This is a genomic window from Pantoea sp. DY-5 (assembly GCF_019795955.1).
Taxonomy (GTDB): Bacteria; Pseudomonadota; Gammaproteobacteria; order Enterobacterales; family Enterobacteriaceae; genus Pantoea; species Pantoea leporis.
The window spans coordinates 1,230,965-1,254,121 of sequence record NZ_JAIMIE010000001.1; the positions used below are offsets into that span (position 1 = coordinate 1,230,965).

Here is a 23,157-nt window from a genome sequence, read left to right on the forward strand (position 1 = left end):
ATCGTAGGCAGTTGTCCCGATTCCCGGGCAAAAACGGTCAACATAACCTTAGATGGGAAATTGACAAATGCCAATGCAACTTTACACAAGCCGACATTGGCACGGTGCTAACGCATGAGGTGTAACAGCAGCCATCCGCCTAACATCGACCAGGCCAGCATCGGGATGGAAAACAAGTGGAAACGCCACCAAACGCGCGCGTCCTGCGCCATCCGCAAGGCAATCAGGTTGGCGAGCGAACCCGGCAATAAGCCAAATCCGCCGATATTCACCGCCCACGCCAGCACCTCCGACGGTGGCACTTTCTGCAAAAGCAGAATGGTGGCGGGAACGTTACTAATGAATTGCGACAAGCCAATCGCCAGCAAATAGATTCCGCCCTCGCCTAGCTGACCGATAGCGGCAAAGTGAGGCTGCAGCCAGGACAAATGCATCAACAGGAAGACATCGATAAACATCGCCACGAACACCAGCAGCAAACTCCAGTCGATGCTGATCAACACGCTGCGCGCCATGATCAGGAAACAGGCCGCCACCAGCAGCAGCGCCCAGCCGGTCATTTTTAGCTCGAGCGCGACGATAAATACGATATACAGCAGCACGCTAATCGTGAACAACGGTTTGCGCCACGCCTGAGTTTCACTCTGCTCATGCTTTTGGATCGCGCGCGCCGGGAAACTCCACCAGGTTAACGCCATCAGCGAAAGCAGTAAAAATGCCGCCAGCGGCGCCATCTGCGCAATGAAACCGGGCACGCTAAGCGTGCCGTGACTCCACAGCAGAATGTTTTGCGGGTTACCAACCGGCGTCAGTAAGGAACCCGCGTTCACTGCCAACGCTTCGAAAATGATCAGGCGCGAAATGGGCAGCCGCGAGAATTTACGCAGCGTCAGCGTGAGCGGCACCAGAATAAACAGCGCAACATCGTTGGTGAGAAAAGTTGAGAGCAACGCGGCGGCGCACACCATGAATAACGCCAATGCGCGTTCATGCTGGAAACGCTGAATCAGACGTGCGCCGAGCACATCAAAATAGCCGCTGTTTTCCAGCCCTTTGGTCAGCATCAGTAAGCCGGTGAGCGTCATGATGGTGTGCCAGTCCACAGCGGAAGGCAGTTGCGACCAGCGGAAATTCGCCAGCGGCAACATGATCACACCCAACAGCAACAACAAATGCAAAATACGATCGCGCATAAAGGAACGAAGCAGATTGGGCATGATGGCGGAAGGCCTTGTAGTTAGCGATTCTCGTAGAATTTCTGGAACACGGCCAGCGTTTCATCACTAACGTGATGCTCCAGGCCTTCTGAATCACGGCGCGCGGTTTCCGGGCTAACGCCCAGCGCCAACAGGAAAGTTTCAACAATATGATGGCGGACGCGGCTCGCTTCAGCCAGCTTCTCGCCTTCGGCGGTGAGGAATACACCGCGATACGGCACTTGCTCAACCAAACCGGTGGTGCCAAGACGCTTTAACATTTTCGCCACTGTCGGCTGGGAAACCCCCAAACGTGCAGCCATATCCACCTGACGCGCTTCGCCAAATTCACGAATCAAATCAGAGATTAATTCAACGTAGTCATCGATCAGCTCACGACGATGCGCCTCGCGCACCTGACGAAATCCTTCGACATGCTCCTCTATCTCTTTTAGCGGGCCCTGGGGCATGTTGGTGGCGATTTTTGCACGACGACTCATCTAACTTCCTCTTTATTATCTGCCGCACTTTACCTGCGGTGCGGGCTGGCTGCGCCCATTGTAAACCAGGCACAAATAAGCACAAATTTTTCCTAAATAGTGTTGGCTAAAGAGTATAGCCAGTGCTATCTTTGTTGATAATGTAAGCGAATAGCTTATAAAGGCTACAAAGAAATGTCGTCATTCACTCGGGAGGTGAACATGACTACCATGAAAAACTGCCTCGACTGTGGCAAATGTTTCCAGGCTGAACAGAGCAAACCGGCTTTTGAGCTGAAATCGCTGCTGTGCCTGTTGACCCGCTCGCCTTTTGCGCTGCGCTTGATGCTGATTGAAAAGCTCACCGGCAAACAACTGGTTGAACGTCCGTGCCCAAAACTTATCTGGCGCGGCTAACATTTTCGAAGCATACAAATTCCAATAAAGCCCGCTCACGAAGCGGGCTTTGTGTTTCTGGCGGCAGGTAAATCGTTAATCGCGCCCATAAAAAACGGCCCCGAAGGACCGTTTGTTGTGCAACTGGTCTAAGCAAGAACTTAGAAGCTGTAACCTACGCCAGCAATCCAGGTGCCAACGTCGACGTTGCGGATACGGCTCTGCTCGTAGCCTACGTCAACTGCGATGTTCTCGATTGGGTTGAACTGCATACCCGCACCGTAAGAGAAACCGTAGTCGCTTGAATCAGATTTAGAACGTACTGCGGTTTCGTTCTGCTGATATTTGCCGTAGCCCACACCAACAACACCGTAGATGCTTGCCCAGTCGTTCAGACGGTAAGCTGGACCACCGGTGATGCCGTAGTACTGGCCTTTGTTATAAACGCCAGCATCAGTACGATCTTTCTCGGTATAGGTGAAAGAACCGATCCAACCCAGTGGGTTAGAACCGTCTTCGTAACGATATTTCAGGTTGAAGCCGTTTGCTTTGTTAGCAACGCCTTGATAATCGCTCTGAGCGTAACCACCGGTAACGGTGCTTTGTGCCATGGCAGAACCTGCAGAAACTGCAAGTACACAAGCCAATGCTGAAAGACATGCAATTTTTTTCATAACCACCTCAAATGTGAATATACTTCTCTCCTGACAACGCTATAAATATAACAAAAAACAGCAAGAAACTCTGCCCGCATTTTGTTGTCTAACAGATTGTTTGGTGTAACAGAAAGTTAATGAAGTTTCCTATGTCATTCATTTTACTTATAAAAAGCATCATATTCCTGCAGCATAAATTTCGATCACAAAAAATGCCTTTAAGTAAATTCCTAAACTAACCTGACGTTTCTTTACGGAAATGGCACTAAAAATGGCCAAATTCTGACCTGTCAGCGCGTTTTATTTCCCCGATTCGCGTCTCCTTATTTGCCTGAGATTCCATTACACTGGGCGCTTGTTGCTCTACTGTTAATAAATAAAAGGAATGGATTACAGGATGTCTGCCCCTCTGACGACCAAAAATATGGCCCCGGTGTTGTTCCCTATTGCTGTGCTGCTGATTGCCATGCTCTCACTACAGGGCGGCGCTTCACTGGCAAAATCGATGTTTTCCACCGTTGGCGCCACCGGCATTACCGCGCTGCGTCTTGGTCTTGGCACCCTGATTCTCTGCATTATCTTTAAACCCTGGCGTTTGCGCTTCACGCGCGAGCAGCGCAAACCGCTGCTGATGTACGGTTTAGCGCTGGGCTGCATGAACTATCTCTTCTATTTAGCGATTCGCACCGTGCCGCTGGGCGTTGCCGTCGGATTGGAGTTTTTGGGTCCGCTGACTTTGGCGTTGATCGGCGCGCGTCGTCCGCTTGATTTTCTTTGGGTGTTGCTGGCGGTGGCGGGTTTGTGGTTCCTGTTGCCCATCGGTGAAGGGATGAGTCATATCGATCCGCTCGGTGCGTTGCTGGCGGTAGGCGCGGGTGCCTGCTGGGCGGTGTACATCCTTGCAGGACAGCGTGCCGGCGCGGAGCATGGTCCGGCGACGGTGGCGATGGGTTCGCTAATTGCCTCGGTGATTTTTGTGCCGCTCGGCCTGACCTTTGCCGCGCCGGGCATCTGGCATTGGGAAGTGTTGCCGCTGGCGCTGCTGATCGCCCTGCTCTCCAGCGCCATTCCCTATTCTTTAGAGATGATGGCGCTGACACGACTGCCGGCACGCATTTTTGGTACCTTAATGAGTCTGGAACCGGCGATGGCGGCGTTATCAGGCATGTTATTCCTGGGCGAGCTATTGACGCTGAAGCAGTGGATTGCGCTGCTGGCGATCATCATCGCCTCGGCCGGTTCAACGCTCACCATGAAACAAAAAAGCGCAAAAATAAGCGAAGTCGACATTACGCATCCGCAATAAATATTCAATAATTCAGCCTGCTGCGCGGCAGGCTAAATATAGAAGCATTCTCATTATCATTTTTAACGCGGTATTAAGATTTTTCCGTTATTATTTTGCAACACGTTTAATAAATAATTAACATGCCTCACAAGCATATGTTTTAAATGAAATAATCATCAAGATGCACAATCCCTGAGCAATATTAAGGTTTATCTATTCCTGTCATTGATTTAATCAACCCTGCAAGTTAAAAAACTGCTGCTATACTTATTTCCGTGCTTGATTAGGACAACCATCAATAAGAGGACATTAATGATGAGTACCGCAAAACTGGTTAAAACTAAATCGTCTGATCTGATTTACACCCGTAATGACGTCGCTGACAGCGATAAAAAAGCGACCATCGAGGTGCTCAACCGTCTGGTAGTGGAGTTTATTGACCTGTCGCTGATCACCAAGCAGGCGCACTGGAACATGCGTGGCGCCAACTTTATTGGCGTACATGAGATGCTGGATGGTTTCCGTACCGCCATTACCGATCATCAGGACACTATCGCTGAACGTGTAGTTCAGTTAGGCGGCGTGGCGCTGGGTACCACTCAGATCGTCAACGATAAAACACCACTGAAAAGCTATCCGTTGAACATTCATAGCGTGCAGGATCACCTGAAAGCGCTGGCCGATCGCTATGCGATTGTGGCGAATGACACGCGTAAAGCTATCACTGAAGTCAGCGATGAAGATACCGCTGACATCTTCACTGCGGCATCGCGCGATCTGGATAAATTCCTATGGTTTATCGAATCGAATATTGAATAAATTTCAGTGTTATAACGAAGGCGGGTTATCCCGCCTTTTTTTACGTCTGTAACATTGTGGTGCTTTTTTTGACGTTGTTAACATTTCCTTAATCCCTTCTTTCGCTCTCCCCGCCCTTGGTGCAAACTGTGCCTGCACCACAACAGCACCACGCACCTAAATGAAGCACCAATACGGTGCAAAACTTTTCCTCTGCGCAAAATCGTGTCAGCAAGTGCTTAAAACTACTGATTTCGAGCAAAATGAAAAGTTGGCATAATTTTTTCATATGATAGGCCGTACATCGGGCCACCAGGCCTGAGGGGTAATAAGGAAAAAAATGATGAAGTCATTGATTAAAGTCTCCGTGGCCGCGCTGGCGCTGGCCTTCTCGCTTTCCTCCACCGCAGCAGACAAAAAACTGATCGTCGCAACCGACACCGCATTCGTTCCCTTTGAGTTCAAACAAGGCGATAAATACGTCGGTTTTGACATCGATCTGTGGGATGCCATCGCGAAAGAACTGAAACTCGATTACGCCTTCAAGCCAATGGATTTCAGCGGCATTATTCCTGCGCTGCAAACCAAAAACATTGACCTGGCGCTGGCGGGTATCACCATCACCGAAGAACGTAAAAAAGCCATCGAGTTCTCTGACGGCTACTACAAAAGCGGCCTGCTGGTGATGGTGCGCGAGAATGAAAAAGACGTTAAGAGCATTGACGATCTGAACGGCAAAGTGGTGGCGGTGAAGAGCGGCACCGGTTCGGTGGATTACGCCAAAGCGCACATCAAATCGAAAGACCTGCGCCAGTTCCCTAACATCGACAACGCGTACATGGAGTTAGGCACTAACCGTGCTGACGCCGTACTGCACGATACGCCGAACATCCTGTACTTTATCAACACCGCCGGTAAAGGCCGCTTCAAAGCGGTAGGCGAGTCAATTGAAGCGCAGCAGTATGGCATCGCGTTCCCGAAAGGCAGCGACGACCTGCGTGAAAAAGTGAACGGCGCCCTGAAAACTCTGCGCGATAACGGCACTTACAACACCATCTATAAAAAATGGTTCGGTACTGAACCAAAATAATTGCGGCCTGAGCCGATTTTTCCAGCAGGGAGCCTGACACTCCCTGCTTTTTACATTTCCACGCAACAGATTTTGGAGTCACACCATGGAGTTTGACTGGAGCGTCATTTGGCCTGCCCTGCCGATTTTAATCGAAGGCGCCAAAATGACCCTGCTGATCTCGGTCCTCGGCCTGGTCGGCGGTTTAATTATCGGTTTAGTTGCCGGTTTTGCCCGCGCCTACGGCGGCTGGATCACCAACAACATCGCCTTAGTCTTCATCGAACTGATTCGCGGTACGCCAATCGTGGTTCAGGTGATGTTTATCTACTTCGCCCTGCCGATGGCTTTCCCGGATCTGCGTATCGATCCGTTCAGCGCGGCGGTGGTCACCATCATGATCAACTCCGGCGCTTATATCGCGGAAATCACGCGCGGTGCGGTACTGTCGATTAATAAAGGCTTCCGTGAAGCGGGTCTGGCGCTGGGTCTGTCGCGCCGCGAGACCCTGCGTTATGTGATCATGCCGCTGGCCCTGCGCCGTATGCTGCCACCGCTGGGTAATCAGTGGATTGTCAGCATCAAAGATACGTCGCTGTTTATCGTGATTGGCGTGGCCGAACTGACGCGTCAGGGTCAGGAGATCATTGCCGGTAACTTCCGCGCGCTGGAGATCTGGAGCGCCGTTGCCATTATCTATTTGGTTATTACGTTGGTGTTGAGCTTTGTGCTGCGCCGTATTGAGAAAAGGATGAAAATTCTGTGATTGAATTTAAAAACGTCTCGAAGAATTTCGGCCAGACTCAGGTTCTGCACAACATCAACCTGAAGATTAATCAAGGTGAAGTCGTGGTGATTATCGGGCCTTCCGGTTCCGGTAAATCCACGCTGCTGCGCTGCATCAACAAGCTGGAAGAGATCACCACCGGCGAGCTGGTTGTCGATGGCATGAAGGTGAATGATCCGAAAGTGGACGAGCGTCTGATTCGTCAGGAAGCGGGCATGGTGTTCCAGCAGTTCCATCTGTTCCCACAGATGAGCGCGCTGGATAACGTCGCCTTTGGCCCGATTCGCGTCCGTGGCACGAAGAAAGAGGAAGCGCATAAGCTGGCGCGTGAGCTGCTGGGTAAAGTTGGCCTCGCCGAGCGCGCGCACCACTTCCCGTCTGAGCTTTCCGGTGGTCAGCAACAGCGTGTGGCGATTGCCCGTGCGCTGGCGGTGAAGCCGAAGATGATGCTGTTTGATGAGCCAACCTCAGCGCTGGATCCCGAGCTGCGTCACGAAGTACTGAAAGTGATGCAGGATTTGGCGGAAGAAGGCATGACGATGGTCATCGTCACGCATGAAGTCGGTTTCGCCCAGAAAGTGGCTTCGCGCCTGATCTTTATCGACAAAGGCACCATTGCAGAAGATGGCAACCCGGACGATCTGATCACCAACCCGCCAAGCGATCGTCTGCGCGAGTTCCTGCAGCACGTTTCCTAATCCGTAGGGTCGCCATTCATGGCGACCTTCTTCTTATCCGCATCCAACACAATTTTCCTTTCAGAATCTTAACCTTCCATCACTGACTATACTTCTCTCTTGTGCCGCTGCGCGAAGCTAAAGGAGAAAAGCGATGTCGTCTGCCAGCCCACCATGGCGTTTAGCCGTGTGGTTACTCTTCAGTTTGTTCACTCTGTTTCTCATTCCCCCGGCGCAGGCCGTTAATCTGCCGCAGGCGGCCGTCGCAGCACAGCAGTCGCAAACTCCATCAGCAGATAACAAAGCCGAAGGCGAACCCAGCCTGGACGAGAAAAAAGCCGCCTATGCCGCGCTGGCGAATATTCTGGATAACAACGCCTCGCGTCAGGAACTGATCGATCAGTTACGTCAGGCTGCCAACAGCCAATCCACCAGCGACCAACCGGTGCTGGCGCCGCCGCAGGCCAATCAGGACGATCTCACGGTACTGGAGAGCGTCACCAGCGTAACGCGTGAATACGGCGGCGCGGTGGCCGCACAGTTTGTGCAACTGCATGACAACATCACCAATGCGCCACACAAATCCTTTAACCAGCAAACCTTTTTCAACGCGCTGAAATACTTTGCTGCGCTCTCCGCCGCGGTGTTTGCATTTTACTGGCTGACACGCCGCCTGATGTGGCCGGTGTGGCGCCGCATGGGCCGCTGGGGACGCGATCAAAACCTTGAGCGCACCAAGTGGCTGCACTTGCCCGCCACTATCTTGATGGCCTTTGTGCTCGATATTGTGCTGCTAGCGCTGACGCTGTTTGTCGGTCAGATCATCAGCGACAACTATCACAACAACAACCGCACCATCGCCTATCAGCAAGGCCTTTTCCTTAACGCCTTCGCGCTGATTGAGTTCTTTAAAGCGGTGCTGCGGCTGATATTCTGCCCGCGTTTCCCTACGCTGCGCTTCTTCCACTTAACCGATGCGCGCGCCAGCTACTGGAACACACGTTTGAGCTGGCTAAGCGGCATCATCGGTTACGGTTTACTGGTGGTGGTGCCGATTGTCTCCAATCAGGTGAATATTCAGGTGGCGGCGCTGGTCAACATGCTGATTATGGGGATCATGACCGGCTGGGCGCTGTGGCTGATTTTCCGCAACAAAAGCAACATCCATCATGAACTGTCGCGTCTTGCCGATCGCAGCTTGAGCTTCTTTGCGCTGTTCATCCGCGCCTTTGGCATGGTGTGGCACTGGCTGGCCAGCGCCTACTTTATCGCGCTGTTCCTGTTCTCGATCTTCAATCCCGGCGACAGCCTGAAGTTTATGATGTCCGCCACGGTGCGCAGCCTGGCGATCGTGGTTATCGCCGCGCTGATTTCCGGCATGCTGACGCGCTGGATTGGCAAAACCGTCACGTTGTCGCCCGACATGCGCCGCAACTATCCCGAGCTGCAAAAGCGCGTGAACGATTGGGTGAAAGCGCTGCTGAAACTGGCGCGCGTGGTCACGGTGTTTGCCACGCTGTTGCTGCTACTCAACGCATGGAATCTGTTTGATCTCTGGCACTGGCTCACACTTGGCGCCGGCCAAAAAATGGTGGATGTGCTGATTCGTATCGTGATCATTGTGCTGCTGTCGGCAGTCGGCTGGACGCTGCTGGCAAGCCTGATCGAAAGTCGCCTCGCCTCGGATTCGCACGGCCGCCCCATGCCGAGCGCACGCACCCGCACGCTGCTGACGCTGTTTCGTAACGCGCTGGCGGTCGTAATAAGCACCATCACCATTATGATTTTACTGTCGGAAGTAGGCGTGAATATTGCGCCGCTGCTAGCCGGTGCCGGTGCGCTCGGTCTGGCGGTATCATTCGGTTCGCAAACGCTGGTGAAGGACATCATCACCGGCATCTTTATCCAGTTTGAGAACGGCATGAACACCGGTGATTTAGTCACCATTGGCCCAATCACTGGCACGGTGGAGCGCATGTCGATTCGCTCGGTGGGCGTGCGTCAGGATACCGGCGCGTATCACATTATTCCGTGGTCATCGATCACCACCTTCGCCAACTTTGTGCGCGGCATCGGCTCGTTCGTGGCGAACTACGATGTGGATCGCAGTGAAGATACCGAACGCGTTAACCAAACGCTGCAGGGCGCGGTGAAAGAGCTGCTGGAGAACCCGGAAATTCGCGGCATGGTAATTGGCGAGCCGAGCTTTGCCGGATTAGTGGGATTAACCAACCAATCCTTTACCGTGCGCGTGTCATTCACCACCCAGCCGCTGAAGCAGTGGACGGTACGTTTTGCGCTGGATGATAAGGTGAAGAAGCATTTTGATGCGGCCGGCATTAAAGCGCCGCATCAAACGGTAGCAGTGATGCAAACCGGCAGCGATATTACCACCGCTGCCAGCTTACCGGCGTTGCCGCCGACGCAATGAGGTTAGCGTTTCAGCCGTTTGGCGCGCGTCGCCGGCGGCTGGAACGTCCAGGCGATAAAGCGGCTCTGCTTCTGACCTTGCGCCATTTCGATGATGCGCACTTCATAAGCATCAAGATCGCGCAGCTGGTCGCGCAGCGCCGGTAAATTCTCTTTGCGCGAGACCAGCGAGGTGAACCAAATAATGGCGTCTGAGTGCGTCACGCTTTCAGCGATCATTTGACCAACGAACTTGCGCTCTCCGCCGTCACACCACAATTCGTTGTGATGGCCACCAAAATTAAGCGGCGCATTTTTGCCTAAGCCAAGGTTGCGCGTTTTGCGCTGACCCACGCTGGCCGCCTCTTCCGCAGATGAATGGAAAGGCGGATTGCACAGCACCGCATGATAGCGTTCATTCTTATGCACCACGCCGGCGAAAATCGCCGAGGCCTCTTTTTGCCGACGCAGACGCACGCCGCGCTGCAAGCCCGGATTACTCGCCACAATCTGCCCGGCCACGGTAATCGCTTCGGCGGTGATATCGGTGCCGGTGAAGCGCCAGCCATATTCGGCGTTGCCAATCAGCGGATAGATGCAGTTCGCGCCGCAGCCGATGTCCATTACATCCAGATCGCGTGGAACCACGCCGCCGTTGTCGCTCGCCAGCAGATCGGCCAGCGCATGCACGTAATCGGCACGGCCCGGCACCGGCGGCGTCAGATAACCTGTAGGTAGCTGCCAATTGAGGTTGTAGAACAGCTTCAGCAGCGCCTGATTCAGCAGCATCACCGCTTCAGGATCGGCGAAATCCACCGACAACTCGCCGTAGCCGTTGGGACGCACTTTCACCGCCAGCGGCGGATGGGCTGCGGTCAGAGCAGCAAAATCATAACGGCCCTGGTGGCGGTTACGCGGATGGAAAGGTGACGTGGCGGCTGGCTTGTTCATAGTTTCTCCGGAAAATAGCGCGGGCGTAAGATACTCTGGCTAGCGGCATCGCACAATGCGCTTAATCGAATTCACCGTATTAGATGAGATTAGTGCACCACACTCAGGTTCTCTTATAAGGATGGTTATGACTCGTCAGCGTTACTCTTATCAGCCCCGCGCGGGACACGGTTTGCCGCACGATCCGTTGAACGCCATCGTCGGCCCTAGACCAATCGGCTGGGTCAGCTCGCAAAGCGCCAGCGGGGTTCGCAATTTAGCGCCCTACAGCTTCTTTAACTGCTTTAACTATCATCCGCCGATTATTGGTTTTGCCAGCAGCGGCTGGAAAGACAGCGTACAAAATATCTCAGAGACCAAAGAGTTTGTCTGGAATCTGGCCACGCGTCCGCTAGCCGAGGCGATGAATGAGAGCTCCGCATCGGTGCCGTCCGAACAGGATGAGTTTGCGCTGGCGGGATTAACGCCGCTTGCAGCGTCACACGTCAATGTCAGCATGGTGGCGGAAAGCCCGGTGAATTTTGAGTGCAAGTTGACGCAGTTGATTCAGTTGCAGGATGCCCAGGGCCAGCCGATTGATAGCTGGCTGGTGCTGGGCGAAGCGGTCGCCATTCATATTGATGAAGCCCTGCTGGAAGAGGGTATTTATCAAACGGCCAAAGCGCAGCCGATCCTGCGTGCCGGAGGCCCGTCGGCCTATTACGGCATCAGCGAAGAACTGCGTTTCGATTTGGTGCGGCCGGATGCCCGCCGCTGATTGTCGGCCAGGTCGCCATAAATGGCGACCCTACGACCGGATTTATACGGTCGCCATAAATGGCATCGGATTTTGTAGGGGCGCCATTTATGGCGACCGTCTGAAACACCACGCCTTACAAACCGCTCTTCAACACCTCTACCGCCCGCGCAATCTCCGGTGCCAGCCAGCGGTCTTCCTGCCAGTTGGCAACCACCGCGCGCAGGCGACGCAATGCCTGCGCCGTTCCCTGCGCCAGCTGATCTTCGCCGTGGAAATCCAGCGCCTGCGCCGCCAGCAGATACTCGATCGCCAGAATCTGCCACACGTTGCCCACCAGCTTCAGCAGCTTCAGCGCCGCGCCGGTGCCGAGGCTGAGATGATCCTCCTGCAAACCCGACGTCACATAGTTATCCAGCACCGCCGGCTGCGCCAGCTGGCGATTTTCCGCACAGAGTGACGCCGCCACATACTGCGCAATCATCATGCCGGAGTTAACGCCCGGCTGCGCCACCAGAAACGCCGGCAAGCCGCTCACCAGCGGATTGACTAACCGATCGAGCCGCCGCTCGGCGATGCTGCCAACTTCCGCCATGGCAATCGCCAGCAGATCCGCCGCCATCGCCACCGATTCGCCGTGCGGGTTAGCCTGCGACACCACGCGCCAGTTATCCGCCGTGCCGAGCACCAGCGGATTATCGGTGCAGGCATTGAGTTCGGTTTCAATCTGGCGCGCCGCGTGATCGAACTGATCGCGGCTGGCGCCATGTACCTGCGGCATGGATCGCAGGCTGAGCGCATCCTGAGTGCGAATGCCGACGCTGGCCGCCAGCAGCGGGCTATCACTCAGCAGTGCGCGTAAGCGCTGACCGCTTACCTGCATGCCCGGACTGGCTTTCAGCGCGATCACTTCGGCATCAAAGGCCACCCGCTGTCCACGCAGCGCCTCAAAACTCATCGCGCCGGTGACATCGGCCCAATCCAGCAAACGCGCCGCATCATCCAGCGCAAGGCAGGACAAGCCGGTCATGCACGGCGTGCCGTTGACCAGACTCAAACCCTCTTTGGCACCTGGACGATAAGGCTGTAATCCCGCCAGCGATAACGCCTGCGCGGCGGGCATAATCTGGTTTTGATACTCCACCTCGCCGACACCAATCAGCGCCAGCCCGATATGCGCCATATGGCTGAGGTAGCCGACCGACCCCTGCGACGGCACCTGCGGCGTAATCTGCTGATTGAGCAGCGCCAGCAGATGCTGCACCAGCGCCACCGACACGCCCGATTTGCCGTGGCTGTAATTGGCAATCGCCGCACACAGAATGGCGCGCGCCTGCTCACGCGTCAGCAGCGGACCCACGCCGCAGGCGTGACTCAGCAGCGTATTGCGCGACAGCTGGCTGAGCTGATCTTCCGGCAGCGTGATGTTGCACAGCGCGCCGAGGCCGGTATTGATGCCGTAAGCGATCTGGCCGCTGGCGACAATCTCATCGACAATCGCGCGCCCCTGCGCAATGCGCTGCCAGGCGCTGACGCTCAAACTGAGTTCCGCGTCGTGCCGCGCCACCTGCACCAACTCTTGCCAGGTTAATGGGCTGTCGCCCCATACGATGGTCATGCTGGCTGCTCCGCGCCGTGATGGCTGGAGATAAACTGCTTAAAGCGCTGCGATCCCTGCTCGCCAAACATCTCTTCCGGCGCGCCCTGACAATCAATGGTGCCCTGATGCATAAACACCACGCGGTTGGAGACGTTGCGCGCAAAGCCCATTTCGTGCGTCACCACCAGCATGGTGCGCCCCTCTTCCGCCAGGCTGCGCATCACTTTCAGCACTTCGCCCACCAGTTCCGGATCGAGCGCCGAAGTCGGTTCATCAAACAGCATCACTTCCGGATCCATCGCCAGCGCGCGGGCAATCGCCACGCGCTGCTGCTGGCCGCCCGAGAGTTGCGCCGGGTAGAAATCTTTGCGATTGAGTAAGCCAACGCGATCCAGCAGTTGCTCCGCCTGGGCGATGCAGCTTTTCTTGTCGCGCTTCAGCACATAGTGCGGCCCTTCAATGACGTTTTGCAGCACCGTCATGTGCGACCAAAGATTAAAGCTCTGGAACACCATGCCAAGGCGTGAACGCAAACGCTCAATCTGTTTCGGATTGGCCGCCAGCTGATGGCCGCGCGCATGGCGTTTCATCTCAATGGTTTCGCCGCCGACACTCACCACGCCAGCATCCGGCGTTTCCAGCAGGTTAATGCAGCGCAGCAAGGTACTTTTGCCCGAGCCGCTGGCGCCAAGAATCGAGATGACATCGCCTTGATGCGCCTGTAGCGAAATGCCTTTCAGAACTTCCATCGCGCCAAAGGATTTATGGATATCAGTGGCGGATAAGGTAACGGGTGATGTGGAATGCATATTACTCTCCGGCAAGCGGTTTAACGGCGGGCATCGGCTTTTTTGCGACACGATGCGCCGGGGTCAGACGGCGCTCTAACAGCGCGTACAGCTGGACGATAATAAAGTTGAGAATCAGGTAGATCGCCGCCGCACAGACAAACACTTCCATGGTGCGATAGGTACGCTGAATGATCTGCTGCGCCACGCCAGTCACGTCCCACACGGTGACGAGGCTGGCGAGCGCGGTGGATTTCACCAGCAAAATCGCTTCGGTGGAGTACGCCGGCAACGCATAGCGCAGCATGATCGGCGCGATAATGCGGCGCAGCAGCAGCCAGCGTGACATGCCGCAGGCGAGACCGGCTTCCACTTGTCCAGCCGGCACGGCGAGCAGCGCTCCACGCAAAATCTCAGCGGTGTAAGCTGCCGTACAGAGTGACAGCGCCAGTACCGCGCAGATAAATGGCTCGCGCAGGAACGGCCAGACGAAGCTGTGGCGGATAACGCCAAACTGGCCAAGACCGTAATAGATGAGAAACAGCTGAATCATCAGCGGCGAGCCGCGAAACACCAGAATGTAGCCGCGTGCGAAGCCGCTCAGCACCCGCCAGCGGCTCATGCGCAGTGACAAAATGCCAATCGCCAATATGCCGCCGCAGAGAAAGGCGCTGATAAACAGGCCAAGCGTCACCGGCAGCGCAGCGCTCAGCTTGAGGAAGGTATCCGAGAGAAAAGCGAAGTCGATCATGCTGCTGCTCCTTAATGCTGCGCCGCAGTGCGACTTTGCCACGCGCGTCCGAGGCGCGACTCTGCCCGACGAAACGCATGATTAGACACCAGCGTCAGCACCAGATAACAGGCAGCGCCAACCAGATAAAACGTGAAGTAATCGCGCGTGGATCCCGCCGCAACCTGGCTGGCGCGCATCAGCTCGACGATGCCGGTGACCGACACCAGCGCCGAGTCTTTCAGGCTCATCTGCCACACGTTCGACATGCCCGGCAGCGCGTAACGCACCACCTGCGGCAGCAAAATGCGTTGCGCAATGCGCCAGCGTGGCATGCCAATCGCCGCCGCCGCTTCCACTTCGCCTTTGGCCAGCGCCAGACGCGCCGCGCGATACACTTCACCCTGATACGAACCCGAGATGAGCCCGATGGCCAGCGCCCCAATCAGGAACGGCGGCGCTTCGATAAAGCCATCTGCGCCGAACATCTGCCCAACCAGCGTAATCAGGCCGGATCCACCAAAATAGAACAGGTAGATCACCAGCAGTTCCGGGATGCCGCGAAACACCACCGAATAGCCTTCACCCAACCAGCGCAGCCAGCGCTGAGGCGATAATTTGGCGGCCGCCACACCGGAACCGACCACCGCACCAATCATCAGCGCCACCAGCGACAGCAGCAGCGTGGTGCAGGCGGCGCTCAGGATCAGGCGGCCCCAACCATCAGCACCAAAACTCAGCAGGCTCATCATCTTTCACCTCACTTACGGAGTTACGTCAGTTTTAAACCACTTCTCACTGAGCTTTTTCACCGTGCCGTCAGCCAGCGCGGCATGGATCGCCTCATCCAGCCTGGCTTTCAGATCGTTATCCGCCATGCGTACGCCCATTGCTTCGCCCTCGCCCCAAATTGGACCGCCGAGCTGTGGGCCGCTGAAGACCAGATTGTTGTTTTCTTTGCGCGCCAGCATCGATTGCGCAAAGGTCACGTCATCGAACACCGCATCGATACGACCGGATTGCAGATCGAGCATCGCGTCCGCCGAAGAAGTGTATTCGCGTACCTCGGTATCGCCTTTGAAGTACTTGTCGATAAAGGGCGTGTAAACCGTGCCGGAAGCGATACCAATGGTTTTGCCCTTCAGCGCCGCTTTCAGTGGGGCAATTGCCGCGTTGATCGCTTTCTCATCGTCATGCAGCTTGATGATGTTGTGATCGGCCGGCAGCAGCGGATTGTCTTTAGTGGTGATAAAGGTGGCGGGCGTTGAAGCGTATGGCGTGGTGAAGTTAACCACTTTTTTGCGCTCTGGCGTGATGACAATCGCATCCATGATCACGTCATATTTTCCGGCGTTGAGGCCGGCGATCATGCCGTCCCAGTTCTGCACCACCAGCTTGCACTGAATGCCCATGCGCTTGCACAGGTCTTCCATCAGTTCCGGTTCGAAGCCGCCCAACTTGCCGCCCGGCAGCGTCAGGTTCCAGGGTTCATAGCTGCCTTCGGTAGCGATGGTGATCGATTTCCACTCTTTCGCCTGGACGGCAATGCCGCTGATCATCAGGCTGGCAAACAGGGTCGTGAGGCAAAAACGGCGAATCGAGGCGCGGTGCGTCATGCGGCATCTCCTGGCTATTAATCGAATTTGGCAGTCTCTGCTTGTGTAATATTTGCAGATGACCTTTCATGTATATACAAGTTAACGTGCGGCAGATCATTGTCGGCATAAGCTTTTTGTGAGCCAGCCAGTATAAAAATTGATAATCGCTGCGCGGTCTTTACTTGTACATACAACCTAGCAAACACTATGCCAAATCGGCAAAGCTGCAAATTCAGGGAGAGGGTCACGCGATGGACGTAATGTTGCACTGTGGTGTGGCACTCGATGCATTACGGTGGTGCAGTAGGGTCGCCGTTAATGGCGACCGCCTGGATGTACACACAGGGTAAATCGGTCGCCAAAAATGGCGACCCTACGGAGGTTGGGGGCGGGTTTAAACCGGTTTACCCGCTGCAATAAACGCCTGCATCAGCGGTTTCAGTACCTTCTGCAGCTGCGCTGCGCGATCCTGCTGCCAGGCAAACGGCGGGGTTTCATCCATATAATTGAGCTGCGCCAGCTCCAGCTGCACCGCCTGCACGCCTTGCTCCGGCTGGCCGTAGGCGCGGGTAATATAGCCGCCTTTAAAGCGTCCGTTCGCGATCCAGCTGTAATCATTTTGCGCATGACACACCTGTTTGATCGCGTTGATCACCGCCGTTGAACAGCTGGCGCCATCATTGGTACCGATGTTGAGATCCGGTAAACGCCCCTCAAACAGCCGCGGGATCACCGAGGCGATCGAGTGCGCATCAAACAGCAGCGCGTAACCATGTTCAGCTTTCAGGCGTGCCAGCTCCTGCTGCAGCTGCTGATGATAAGGCTGCCAAATCGTGTCCAGATAACCCTGGCGCACCTCGGCGCTCGGCGTTTTACCCGGTGCAAAGGTGGGGCTGCCGTCGAACAAGGTTTCCGGATACAAGCCGGTGGTCGCCGTGGTGTAGAGCGGCTGATTATCCGCCGGGCGATTAAGGTCAATAACAAAACGTGAATAGTGACCAATTAACACGCTGGCGCCGAGATCGCGCACAAAATCGTACAGCAGCGGCAAGTGCCAATCGGTATCCGGCAGGCCGCGCGCTGAGTCGCTCAGGCCGGCGTCCACTTCCGGCGTTAACTGCGTGCCGGCGTGAGGAATGCTGACCAGCAGCGGAATCTTACCGGCGGTGAAATGAAAAGGTGTCATTGCGCTTCTCCACGATAAATAACCTGGCACGGCAATTCGCCGCCCAGCCAGTAAACCAGCTCAGCCGGACGCGCCAGCGGCCAGTGAACAAAATTCGCCACCTTGCCCGCTTCCAGCGAACCGTGCGAGTGCTGTAATCCCAGCGCTTTGGCGCCCCACAAGGTCACGCCCGCTAACGCCTCTTCCGGCGTCAAACCAAACAGCGTGCAGCCCATGTTCAACATCAGTCGCAGCGAAAGCGCCGGTGAGGTGCCCGGATTGGCATCGCTGGCCAGCGCCATCGCTACGCCGTGTTCTCGGAACAGTGCTACCGGCGGACGCTGAGTTTCACGCAACAGATAAAACGCGCCTGGCAGCAACACCGCCACGGTGCCGTGCTGCGCCATCGCTTGCGCATCCGCTGCGGTGGCGTACTCCAGATGATCGGCGGAGAGCGCACCGTAACTGGCCGCCAGCGCCGCGCCGCCCAGCGCCGAAAGCTGCTCGGCGTGCAGTTTCACCGGCATGCCCAATGCTTTGGCGGCATCAAAGACCGTGCGAACTTGCTCAGGAGAAAAGGCCAAATGCTCGCAAAACGCATCCACCGCATCCGCCAACCCTTCTGCTTTCACCTGCGGTAACAGGCGCTGGCAGATGATATCGATCCAGCCTTGCGGATTGTCTTTAAACTCCGGCGGGAAACCGTGCGCGGCTAAGCAAGTGGCCTGCACATCGGCAGGCACCGTTTCCGCCAACTCACGAATGGCGCGCAGCATGGTCAGTTCGCTGGCTTCATCGAGACCGTAACCGGATTTGATCTCTACCGTGGTGACGCCTTCCGCCAGCAGGCGATCCAGCCGCCAGCGCGCACTTGCCACCAGCTCTTGCTGCGAGGCCGCGCGGGTGGCGCGCACCGTGGAGAGAATGCCGCCGCCCTGTGCAGCGATTTCTGCATAGCTCACACCATTAAGACGCTGCTCAAACTCCTGGCTGCGATCGCCGCCAAACACCAGATGCGTATGGCAATCCACCAGACCGGGCGTGATGATGCCGCCGGAAAATTGGTGCTGTTCGCGCGCGGCAAAAGCCGGGCATTCACTGCGTGGCCCCACCCAAATCAGTTTTCCCTGATCGACCGCCAGCACGCCGTCGGCAATCAGATTGTAGTGCCCGTCGCGCATCGTAACGATGTCGGCCCCCAGCCACAGGCTGTCGATCTGCTCTGTTTCTGCCATCCCACTCCCCTTCGCGTTCGGCGATTTACACTGCGCTTCAAAGTATGTATATGTATATACAACTTTCCGCCGTGCAGGATCAACCATGACAACCTATTTTGCCCCACGCGCACTGCTGGCCGACGGCTGGCATGAGCGCGTGCTGATTACTACCAACGCAGTCGGACAGATCACCCAACTCGCGCCCAACAGCGAGCCCGGCGATGCTACGCGTCTTGACGGACCGGTGATTCCGGCGATAGCGAATCTGCATTCACACGCCTTCCAGCGCGCGATGGCGGGATTGGCTGAAGTAGCGGGCGATCCGCAGGACAGCTTCTGGACATGGCGCGATCTGATGTATCGCATGGTGCAGCGCCTGTCGCCCGAGCAGGTTGGTGCTATTGCCACGCATCTCTACATCGACATGCTGAAAGGCGGCTACAGCCAGGTGGCGGAATTCCACTATTTGCACCACGATGCGCACGGCAAACCCTACGCCGATGATGCCATGCAGCTGGCACTGATGGCGGCAGCGGAGACCGCCGGCATCGGCCAAACCTTGCTGCCGGTGCTCTACAGCTACAGCGGTTTTGGTTCGCAACCGGCCAGCGACGGCCAGCGCCGTTTCATTCAGCAAACCGACGCCTATCTGCAACAGCAGCAGCGCGTGGCGAGCTGGAGCGCGGATAAGCCGCTGCTTAATCATGGCATCTGCTTCCATTCGCTGCGCGCGGTAAATGAAGCGCAGATGCACGAAGTATTAGCCGCCTGCCCGCAGGATGTGCCGGTGCACATTCACGTTGCCGAGCAGGAGAAAGAGGTTACCGACAGCCTGGCGTGGAGCGGTGAGCGTCCGGTGGCGTGGCTGCTCAATCGCTTCGCGGTCGATCAGCGCTGGTGCTTGATTCACGCCACTCATCTTGATGACGACGAAATTCAGCGCATGGCGGCAAGCGGCGCGGTAGCGGGATTGTGTCCGACCACGGAAGCCAACCTCGGCGACGGCATTTTCCCGGCAGTCGAGTACATCGCGCGCGGTGGCCGCTGGGGCATTGGCTCCGACAGCCACGTGTCGCTTAGCGCATTGGAAGAGCTGCGCTGGCTGGAGTACGGCCAGCGACTGCGCGATCGTCGTCGCAACCGCATCACCTTGCCGAATCAGCCTTCGGTGGGCGATCTGCTGTGGCAACAAGCGGCGCAAGGCGGCGCGCAGGCGTGTGGTTTGCCGGCAGGTGAACTGGCAATTGGCAAACGTGCTGACTGGCTGGTGCTGGCAGAAGACGCGTTCCTCAGCAGCGTTAGCAGCACAGCGCTGTTGAACCGCTGGCTGTTTGGCGGCCAGCGCGAACAGATCCGCGACGTGTTTGTGGCGGGCAAGCAGGTGATCAGCGAAGGCCATCATGCGGCAGAAGAGCGTGCAGCAGCGCACTTTGCCGGGGCGATGAGCGCGTTACAATGAGCACCCGTTTTACCTACGACCAGCTTCCGGTCAGCCGCTGGCGCAACGGCGGCGGTGAAACACGAGAAATCGTCAGCTATCCGCCGGGCGACGCGCAGTTTGCCTGGCGCGCCAGCATCGCTACCATCTCCGCCGACGGGCCGTTTTCACCTTTTCCCGGCATCGATCGCGTGATTACCCTGCTGCACGGCGACAGCGTTTTACTGCAGAGTGAACAGGCTCAGCAGCGCTTAACCTCGCTGCAGCCGTGGGCGTTTCCCGGTGAATGGGCGATTGAAGCCACCATTTCGGGTAGCTGTCAGGATTTCAATATCATGACGCGGCGCGACAGCTGGCGATCGGCGGTGAGCATCGCGCAAGAAACGGTCAGCAGTGAAAACGGCGTGGCGTGGGTGGTGGCGGGAATATGGCAAACTACGGCCGGAGAGACGCTAGAAGTGGATCAGGGGATCTGGTGGCTGGATGAAAAGCTTGAGCTGGCACCGCAAACGCCGGATGCCAGACTGTTATTTGTCACGCTTAGCCGTGTCCTCTAAAGCGCCCCAGCAACTTATAGCGCGATCCCGGATAAAGCAGGCGCGCGTAGGTCACAATCTTGTTGTCGCTCCACGTCTGACGACGAATCAGCAAGCACGGCTCATGTTCATCCAGCGCCAGATGCTTCCGCTGGCGCAGATCCGGCAGCACCGCTTCCACAATATGCTCACCGGCGGTCAGCGGGGCTACGCGCATCAAATAGGTATACGGCGTCAGCTGATGATAATCCTGACTGAGGTAATCCGGCGCCACCAGCGGATTGACTAAACGGTCTTCCAGCTGTACCGGCAGATCGTTTTCGTAATGCACAATCAGCGAATGGAACAGCGTTTGCCCGGTGGATAATCCCAGCACCGCCGCCTGTTCCGGATCGGCCTTCATCTGCCCAATCGACAAAATCTTGCAGCTGTGACGATGGCCGCGTTGCGCGATCTCATCGGCGATGTTGTGCACTTCCAGCATCGCGGTGTAGCCCTTCATCTCCGCGACAAAGGTGCCCACGCCCTGCATGCGCACCAGAAAACCTTCGCTGGTGAGTTCACGCAGCGCGCGGTTAATGGTCATACGACTGACGCCCAGCTCGTTCACCAGTTCACTTTCAGACGGCACGCGCTGGTTGGCTTTCCAGTGACCTTCGCGGATTTGGCTGACGATCGCCTGCTTCACCCGCTGGTAAATCGGCGCAGGCTCATCGCCCATCGCCGCAGCCAGCTGTGCTACTGCTGTTTGCTCCGCCATTTCCTGTTCCTATAAAGAATAATGCCCAAAGTTTACTGTCTCAGCCCGTAAATGTATATACATCTAATTGTGCAAGGTGCCCAGCATTGGTGCAGCTTTCGCCCTGCTCCGGTGCAATCCCGCGGCGTTTACACCGCATAACGCGCATTGCGTCGTATTTCACAGAACGTGAACAATCTGGCATAGCGCTTGCTACTTGTATAGACAAGATTAGACACTTATGCTTCACTCATCGCAATCCACGGCAAATCGGACAGCCACATCGCAAAATATCGGCGTCCCATTAATGCCAGAACACTTGTATAGACAGGAGTAGACTATGTCAGGTTCGGTTCAGGAAATTCGCCTCGTTCCCGGTGAAGTGGACCTCGCTACCTTGCGCACCATCTATCAAAGCAAGGTAACGCTCACGTTGGCCGATGAAGCGCGCGCAGCGATTGCGCGTGCCCATGAAACCGTCGATGCCATCGTCGCATCCGGCAAAGTGGTGTACGGCATCAACACCGGTTTCGGCAAGCTGGCGCAGACGCAGATCCCATCGGCGCGGCTGGCCGAGCTGCAGCGTAATCTGGTGCTGTCGCACAGCGTTGGCCTCGGCGATTTGCTGCCGGACAACGTGGCGCGTCTGGTGGTCGCGACCAAAATTATCAGCCTGGCGCGCGGTCACTCTGGCGTGCGTATCGAACTGATTGAAGCGCTGCTGGCGCTGTTCAACGCCGGCGTGATGCCGTGCATCCCGGAGAAAGGTTCGGTGGGCGCGTCAGGCGATCTGGCCCCGCTGGCACATCTTTCCCTGATGCTACTGGGCGAAGGTCAGGTACGCGTCGATGGCGAATTAATCCCCGCGACCGCAGGCTTAGCGCGCGTTGGCCTGCAGCCGATTGTGTTGGGTCCTAAAGAAGGTCTGGCGCTGCTCAACGGCACGCAGGTTTCGAATGCGTTGGCGCTGCGCGGGCTGTTCGAAGCGGAAAACCTGTTCGCAGCGGGCCTGATGGCCGGTGCGCTGTCGCTGGAAGCCATCAAAGGCTCGGTGAAACCTTACGATGCGCGTATTCACGAAGCACGCGGCCAGGTGGGACAGATCAACGTTGCTGCCGCCGTCTCCTCTTTATTATCCGGCAGTGAAATCCTCGGCTCGCACACCAACTGCGGCCGCGTGCAGGATCCCTACTCGATTCGCTGCGTGCCACAGGTGATGGGCGCCTGCCTTGATAACCTGACGCACGCCGCGCGCGTGTTGCAGATTGAAGCCAACGCCGCCTCCGATAATCCGCTGGTGTTCAGTGACAGCGGCGATGTGATTTCCGGCGGTAACTTCCACGCCGAGCCGGTGGCCTTCGCCGCCGATATTCTGGCGCTGGCGATTGCCGAAATCGGCGCGATCTCCGAGCGTCGCCTGGCGCTGCTGCTCGATACCGGCCTTTCCGGTTTACCGCCGTTCCTCGTCAATGATGGCGGCGTTAACTCCGGCTTTATGATTGCGCAGGTCACTGCTGCAGCGCTGGCGTCTGAGAACAAATCGCTGGCGCATCCGGGCAGCGTTGACAGCCTGCCAACCTCCGCTAACCAGGAAGATCACGTCTCGATGGCAACCTACGCGGCCCGCCGCCTCGGCAGCATGTGCTTCAACACCGCCGCCGTGGTTGGCATCGAAGCGATGGCCGCCGCACAAGGCATTGATTTCCATCGTCCGCTGCAGAGCTCGCCGACGCTGGAACAGGAGATGAGCCGCATCCGCGAGAACGTGGCCTTCCTCGATCACGACCGTTTACTGGCGCCGGATATCGAATCCATGCGTCTGTGGGCCAGCGCACCTGCATGGCCTGAATCCCTTACCGCGCTGCTGCCAAGCCAGCGTAAGACTGTTAATTAAGGAATCGATG

At 56.5% G+C, this 23,157-nt stretch carries 23 protein-coding genes; 11 read left to right on the forward strand and 12 right to left on the reverse strand.

Going from position 1 to position 23,157, the window contains the following annotated elements:
- Window positions 1-107: 107 nt before the first annotated feature.
- Window positions 108-1,217: an SLC13 family permease gene (locus K5Y30_RS05845; RefSeq protein WP_137385455.1), complete on the reverse strand. Its 1,110-nt coding sequence runs from the start codon at window positions 1,215-1,217 to the stop codon at window positions 108-110.
- A 20-nt stretch (window positions 1,218-1,237) separates the two neighbouring features.
- A complete protein-coding gene (mntR, locus tag K5Y30_RS05850) occupies window positions 1,238-1,696 on the reverse strand; it encodes a manganese-binding transcriptional regulator MntR (RefSeq protein ID WP_101761012.1) in 459 nt (152 codons plus the stop codon).
- Between the two features lie 201 nt (window positions 1,697-1,897).
- On the opposite strand from mntR, the gene K5Y30_RS05855 reads away from it, so the two are divergent.
- Complete coding sequence (locus K5Y30_RS05855) at window positions 1,898-2,092, forward strand: hypothetical protein (RefSeq protein WP_101761013.1); 195 nt, start codon at window positions 1,898-1,900, stop codon at window positions 2,090-2,092.
- Between the two features lie 140 nt (window positions 2,093-2,232).
- Here K5Y30_RS05855 and ompX read toward each other — a convergent pair whose 3' ends face one another.
- Window positions 2,233-2,745 carry an outer membrane protein OmpX gene (ompX, locus tag K5Y30_RS05860; RefSeq protein WP_222181700.1) on the reverse strand — a complete coding sequence of 171 codons (513 nt, stop codon included), beginning with the start codon at window positions 2,743-2,745 and terminating at the stop codon, window positions 2,233-2,235.
- 379 nt (window positions 2,746-3,124) lie between these two features.
- Here ompX and rhtA point away from each other — a divergent pair, with 379 nt between their 5' ends.
- The 6 genes from rhtA (at window position 3,125) to ybiO (ending at window position 9,777) form a co-directional block, all read left to right on the forward strand.
- Entirely contained in the window at window positions 3,125-4,033 is a 909-nt protein-coding gene (rhtA, locus tag K5Y30_RS05865; RefSeq protein WP_101761015.1) for a threonine/homoserine exporter RhtA, read from the forward strand.
- Window positions 4,034-4,330: 297 nt separating this feature from the next.
- The gene (dps, locus tag K5Y30_RS05870) at window positions 4,331-4,834 is read left to right on the forward strand and encodes a DNA starvation/stationary phase protection protein Dps (protein ID WP_036620516.1); all 504 of its coding nucleotides are present in this window, start codon (window positions 4,331-4,333) and stop codon (window positions 4,832-4,834) included.
- Between the two features lie 322 nt (window positions 4,835-5,156).
- Window positions 5,157-5,903 (forward strand): glutamine ABC transporter substrate-binding protein GlnH, encoded by a 747-nt coding sequence (gene glnH, locus K5Y30_RS05875; RefSeq protein WP_036647919.1) that lies wholly within the window; start codon window positions 5,157-5,159, stop codon window positions 5,901-5,903.
- Between the two features lie 85 nt (window positions 5,904-5,988).
- Window positions 5,989-6,648, forward strand: a complete 660-nt coding sequence (gene glnP, locus K5Y30_RS05880) for a glutamine ABC transporter permease GlnP (RefSeq protein WP_007887744.1) — start codon at window positions 5,989-5,991, stop codon at window positions 6,646-6,648.
- On the forward strand, window positions 6,645-7,367 hold the full coding sequence (glnQ, locus tag K5Y30_RS05885; RefSeq protein WP_110865810.1) for a glutamine ABC transporter ATP-binding protein GlnQ: 723 nt from the start codon (window positions 6,645-6,647) through the stop codon (window positions 7,365-7,367). Before glnP ends, glnQ begins: the two co-directional genes overlap by 4 nt.
- Before the next feature lie 133 nt (window positions 7,368-7,500).
- Window positions 7,501-9,777 (forward strand): mechanosensitive channel protein, encoded by a 2,277-nt coding sequence (gene ybiO / locus K5Y30_RS05890; RefSeq protein ID WP_222181699.1) that lies wholly within the window; start codon window positions 7,501-7,503, stop codon window positions 9,775-9,777.
- A gap of 2 nt (window positions 9,778-9,779) precedes the next feature.
- On the opposite strand, the gene rlmF is transcribed toward ybiO, so the two are convergent.
- Complete coding sequence (rlmF, locus tag K5Y30_RS05895; RefSeq protein WP_210080601.1) at window positions 9,780-10,706, reverse strand: 23S rRNA (adenine(1618)-N(6))-methyltransferase RlmF; 927 nt, start codon at window positions 10,704-10,706, stop codon at window positions 9,780-9,782.
- Between the two features lie 127 nt (window positions 10,707-10,833).
- On the opposite strand from rlmF, the gene K5Y30_RS05900 reads away from it, so the two are divergent.
- Window positions 10,834-11,463: a flavin reductase family protein gene (locus tag K5Y30_RS05900; protein WP_137385452.1), complete on the forward strand. Its 630-nt coding sequence runs from the start codon at window positions 10,834-10,836 to the stop codon at window positions 11,461-11,463.
- A 115-nt stretch (window positions 11,464-11,578) separates the two neighbouring features.
- On the opposite strand, the gene hutH (K5Y30_RS05905) is transcribed toward K5Y30_RS05900, so the two are convergent.
- The 7 genes from hutH (K5Y30_RS05905) to hutI form a co-directional block, all read right to left on the reverse strand.
- Window positions 11,579-13,060 carry a histidine ammonia-lyase gene (gene hutH / locus K5Y30_RS05905; RefSeq protein WP_222210679.1) on the reverse strand — a complete coding sequence of 494 codons (1,482 nt, stop codon included), beginning with the start codon at window positions 13,058-13,060 and terminating at the stop codon, window positions 11,579-11,581.
- A complete protein-coding gene (locus K5Y30_RS05910; protein ID WP_192236563.1) occupies window positions 13,057-13,851 on the reverse strand; it encodes an ABC transporter ATP-binding protein in 795 nt (264 codons plus the stop codon). Before K5Y30_RS05910 ends, hutH (K5Y30_RS05905) begins: the two co-directional genes overlap by 4 nt.
- Window position 13,852: 1 nt before the next feature.
- Window positions 13,853-14,581: an ABC transporter permease gene (locus K5Y30_RS05915; protein ID WP_101761022.1), complete on the reverse strand. Its 729-nt coding sequence runs from the start codon at window positions 14,579-14,581 to the stop codon at window positions 13,853-13,855.
- 11 nt (window positions 14,582-14,592) lie between these two features.
- A complete protein-coding gene (locus K5Y30_RS05920) occupies window positions 14,593-15,312 on the reverse strand; it encodes an ABC transporter permease (RefSeq protein WP_222210680.1) in 720 nt (239 codons plus the stop codon).
- Window positions 15,313-15,324: 12 nt separating this feature from the next.
- On the reverse strand, window positions 15,325-16,176 hold the full coding sequence (locus K5Y30_RS05925) for a transporter substrate-binding domain-containing protein (protein ID WP_222210681.1): 852 nt from the start codon (window positions 16,174-16,176) through the stop codon (window positions 15,325-15,327).
- Window positions 16,177-16,552: 376 nt separating this feature from the next.
- Window positions 16,553-17,344 (reverse strand): N-formylglutamate deformylase, encoded by a 792-nt coding sequence (gene hutG, locus K5Y30_RS05930; protein ID WP_222210682.1) that lies wholly within the window; start codon window positions 17,342-17,344, stop codon window positions 16,553-16,555.
- A complete protein-coding gene (hutI, locus tag K5Y30_RS05935; RefSeq protein ID WP_222210683.1) occupies window positions 17,341-18,558 on the reverse strand; it encodes an imidazolonepropionase in 1,218 nt (405 codons plus the stop codon). Before hutI ends, hutG begins: the two co-directional genes overlap by 4 nt.
- 85 nt (window positions 18,559-18,643) lie before the next feature.
- On the opposite strand from hutI, the gene K5Y30_RS05940 reads away from it, so the two are divergent.
- Together K5Y30_RS05940 and K5Y30_RS05945 are read left to right on the forward strand one after the other, a co-directional pair.
- Complete coding sequence (locus tag K5Y30_RS05940; RefSeq protein WP_222210684.1) at window positions 18,644-19,999, forward strand: formimidoylglutamate deiminase; 1,356 nt, start codon at window positions 18,644-18,646, stop codon at window positions 19,997-19,999.
- Window positions 19,996-20,535, forward strand: a complete 540-nt coding sequence (locus tag K5Y30_RS05945) for a HutD family protein (RefSeq protein ID WP_222210685.1) — start codon at window positions 19,996-19,998, stop codon at window positions 20,533-20,535. Before K5Y30_RS05940 ends, K5Y30_RS05945 begins: the two co-directional genes overlap by 4 nt.
- On the opposite strand, the gene hutC is transcribed toward K5Y30_RS05945, so the two are convergent.
- Complete coding sequence (gene hutC / locus K5Y30_RS05950) at window positions 20,519-21,274, reverse strand: histidine utilization repressor (RefSeq protein WP_008102577.1); 756 nt, start codon at window positions 21,272-21,274, stop codon at window positions 20,519-20,521. The genes K5Y30_RS05945 and hutC overlap by 17 nt on opposite strands.
- A 319-nt stretch (window positions 21,275-21,593) precedes the next feature.
- Here hutC and hutH (K5Y30_RS05955) point away from each other — a divergent pair, with 319 nt between their 5' ends.
- Window positions 21,594-23,147 carry a histidine ammonia-lyase gene (gene hutH / locus K5Y30_RS05955; protein ID WP_222210686.1) on the forward strand — a complete coding sequence of 518 codons (1,554 nt, stop codon included), beginning with the start codon at window positions 21,594-21,596 and terminating at the stop codon, window positions 23,145-23,147.
- Window positions 23,148-23,157 lie beyond the last annotated feature (10 nt).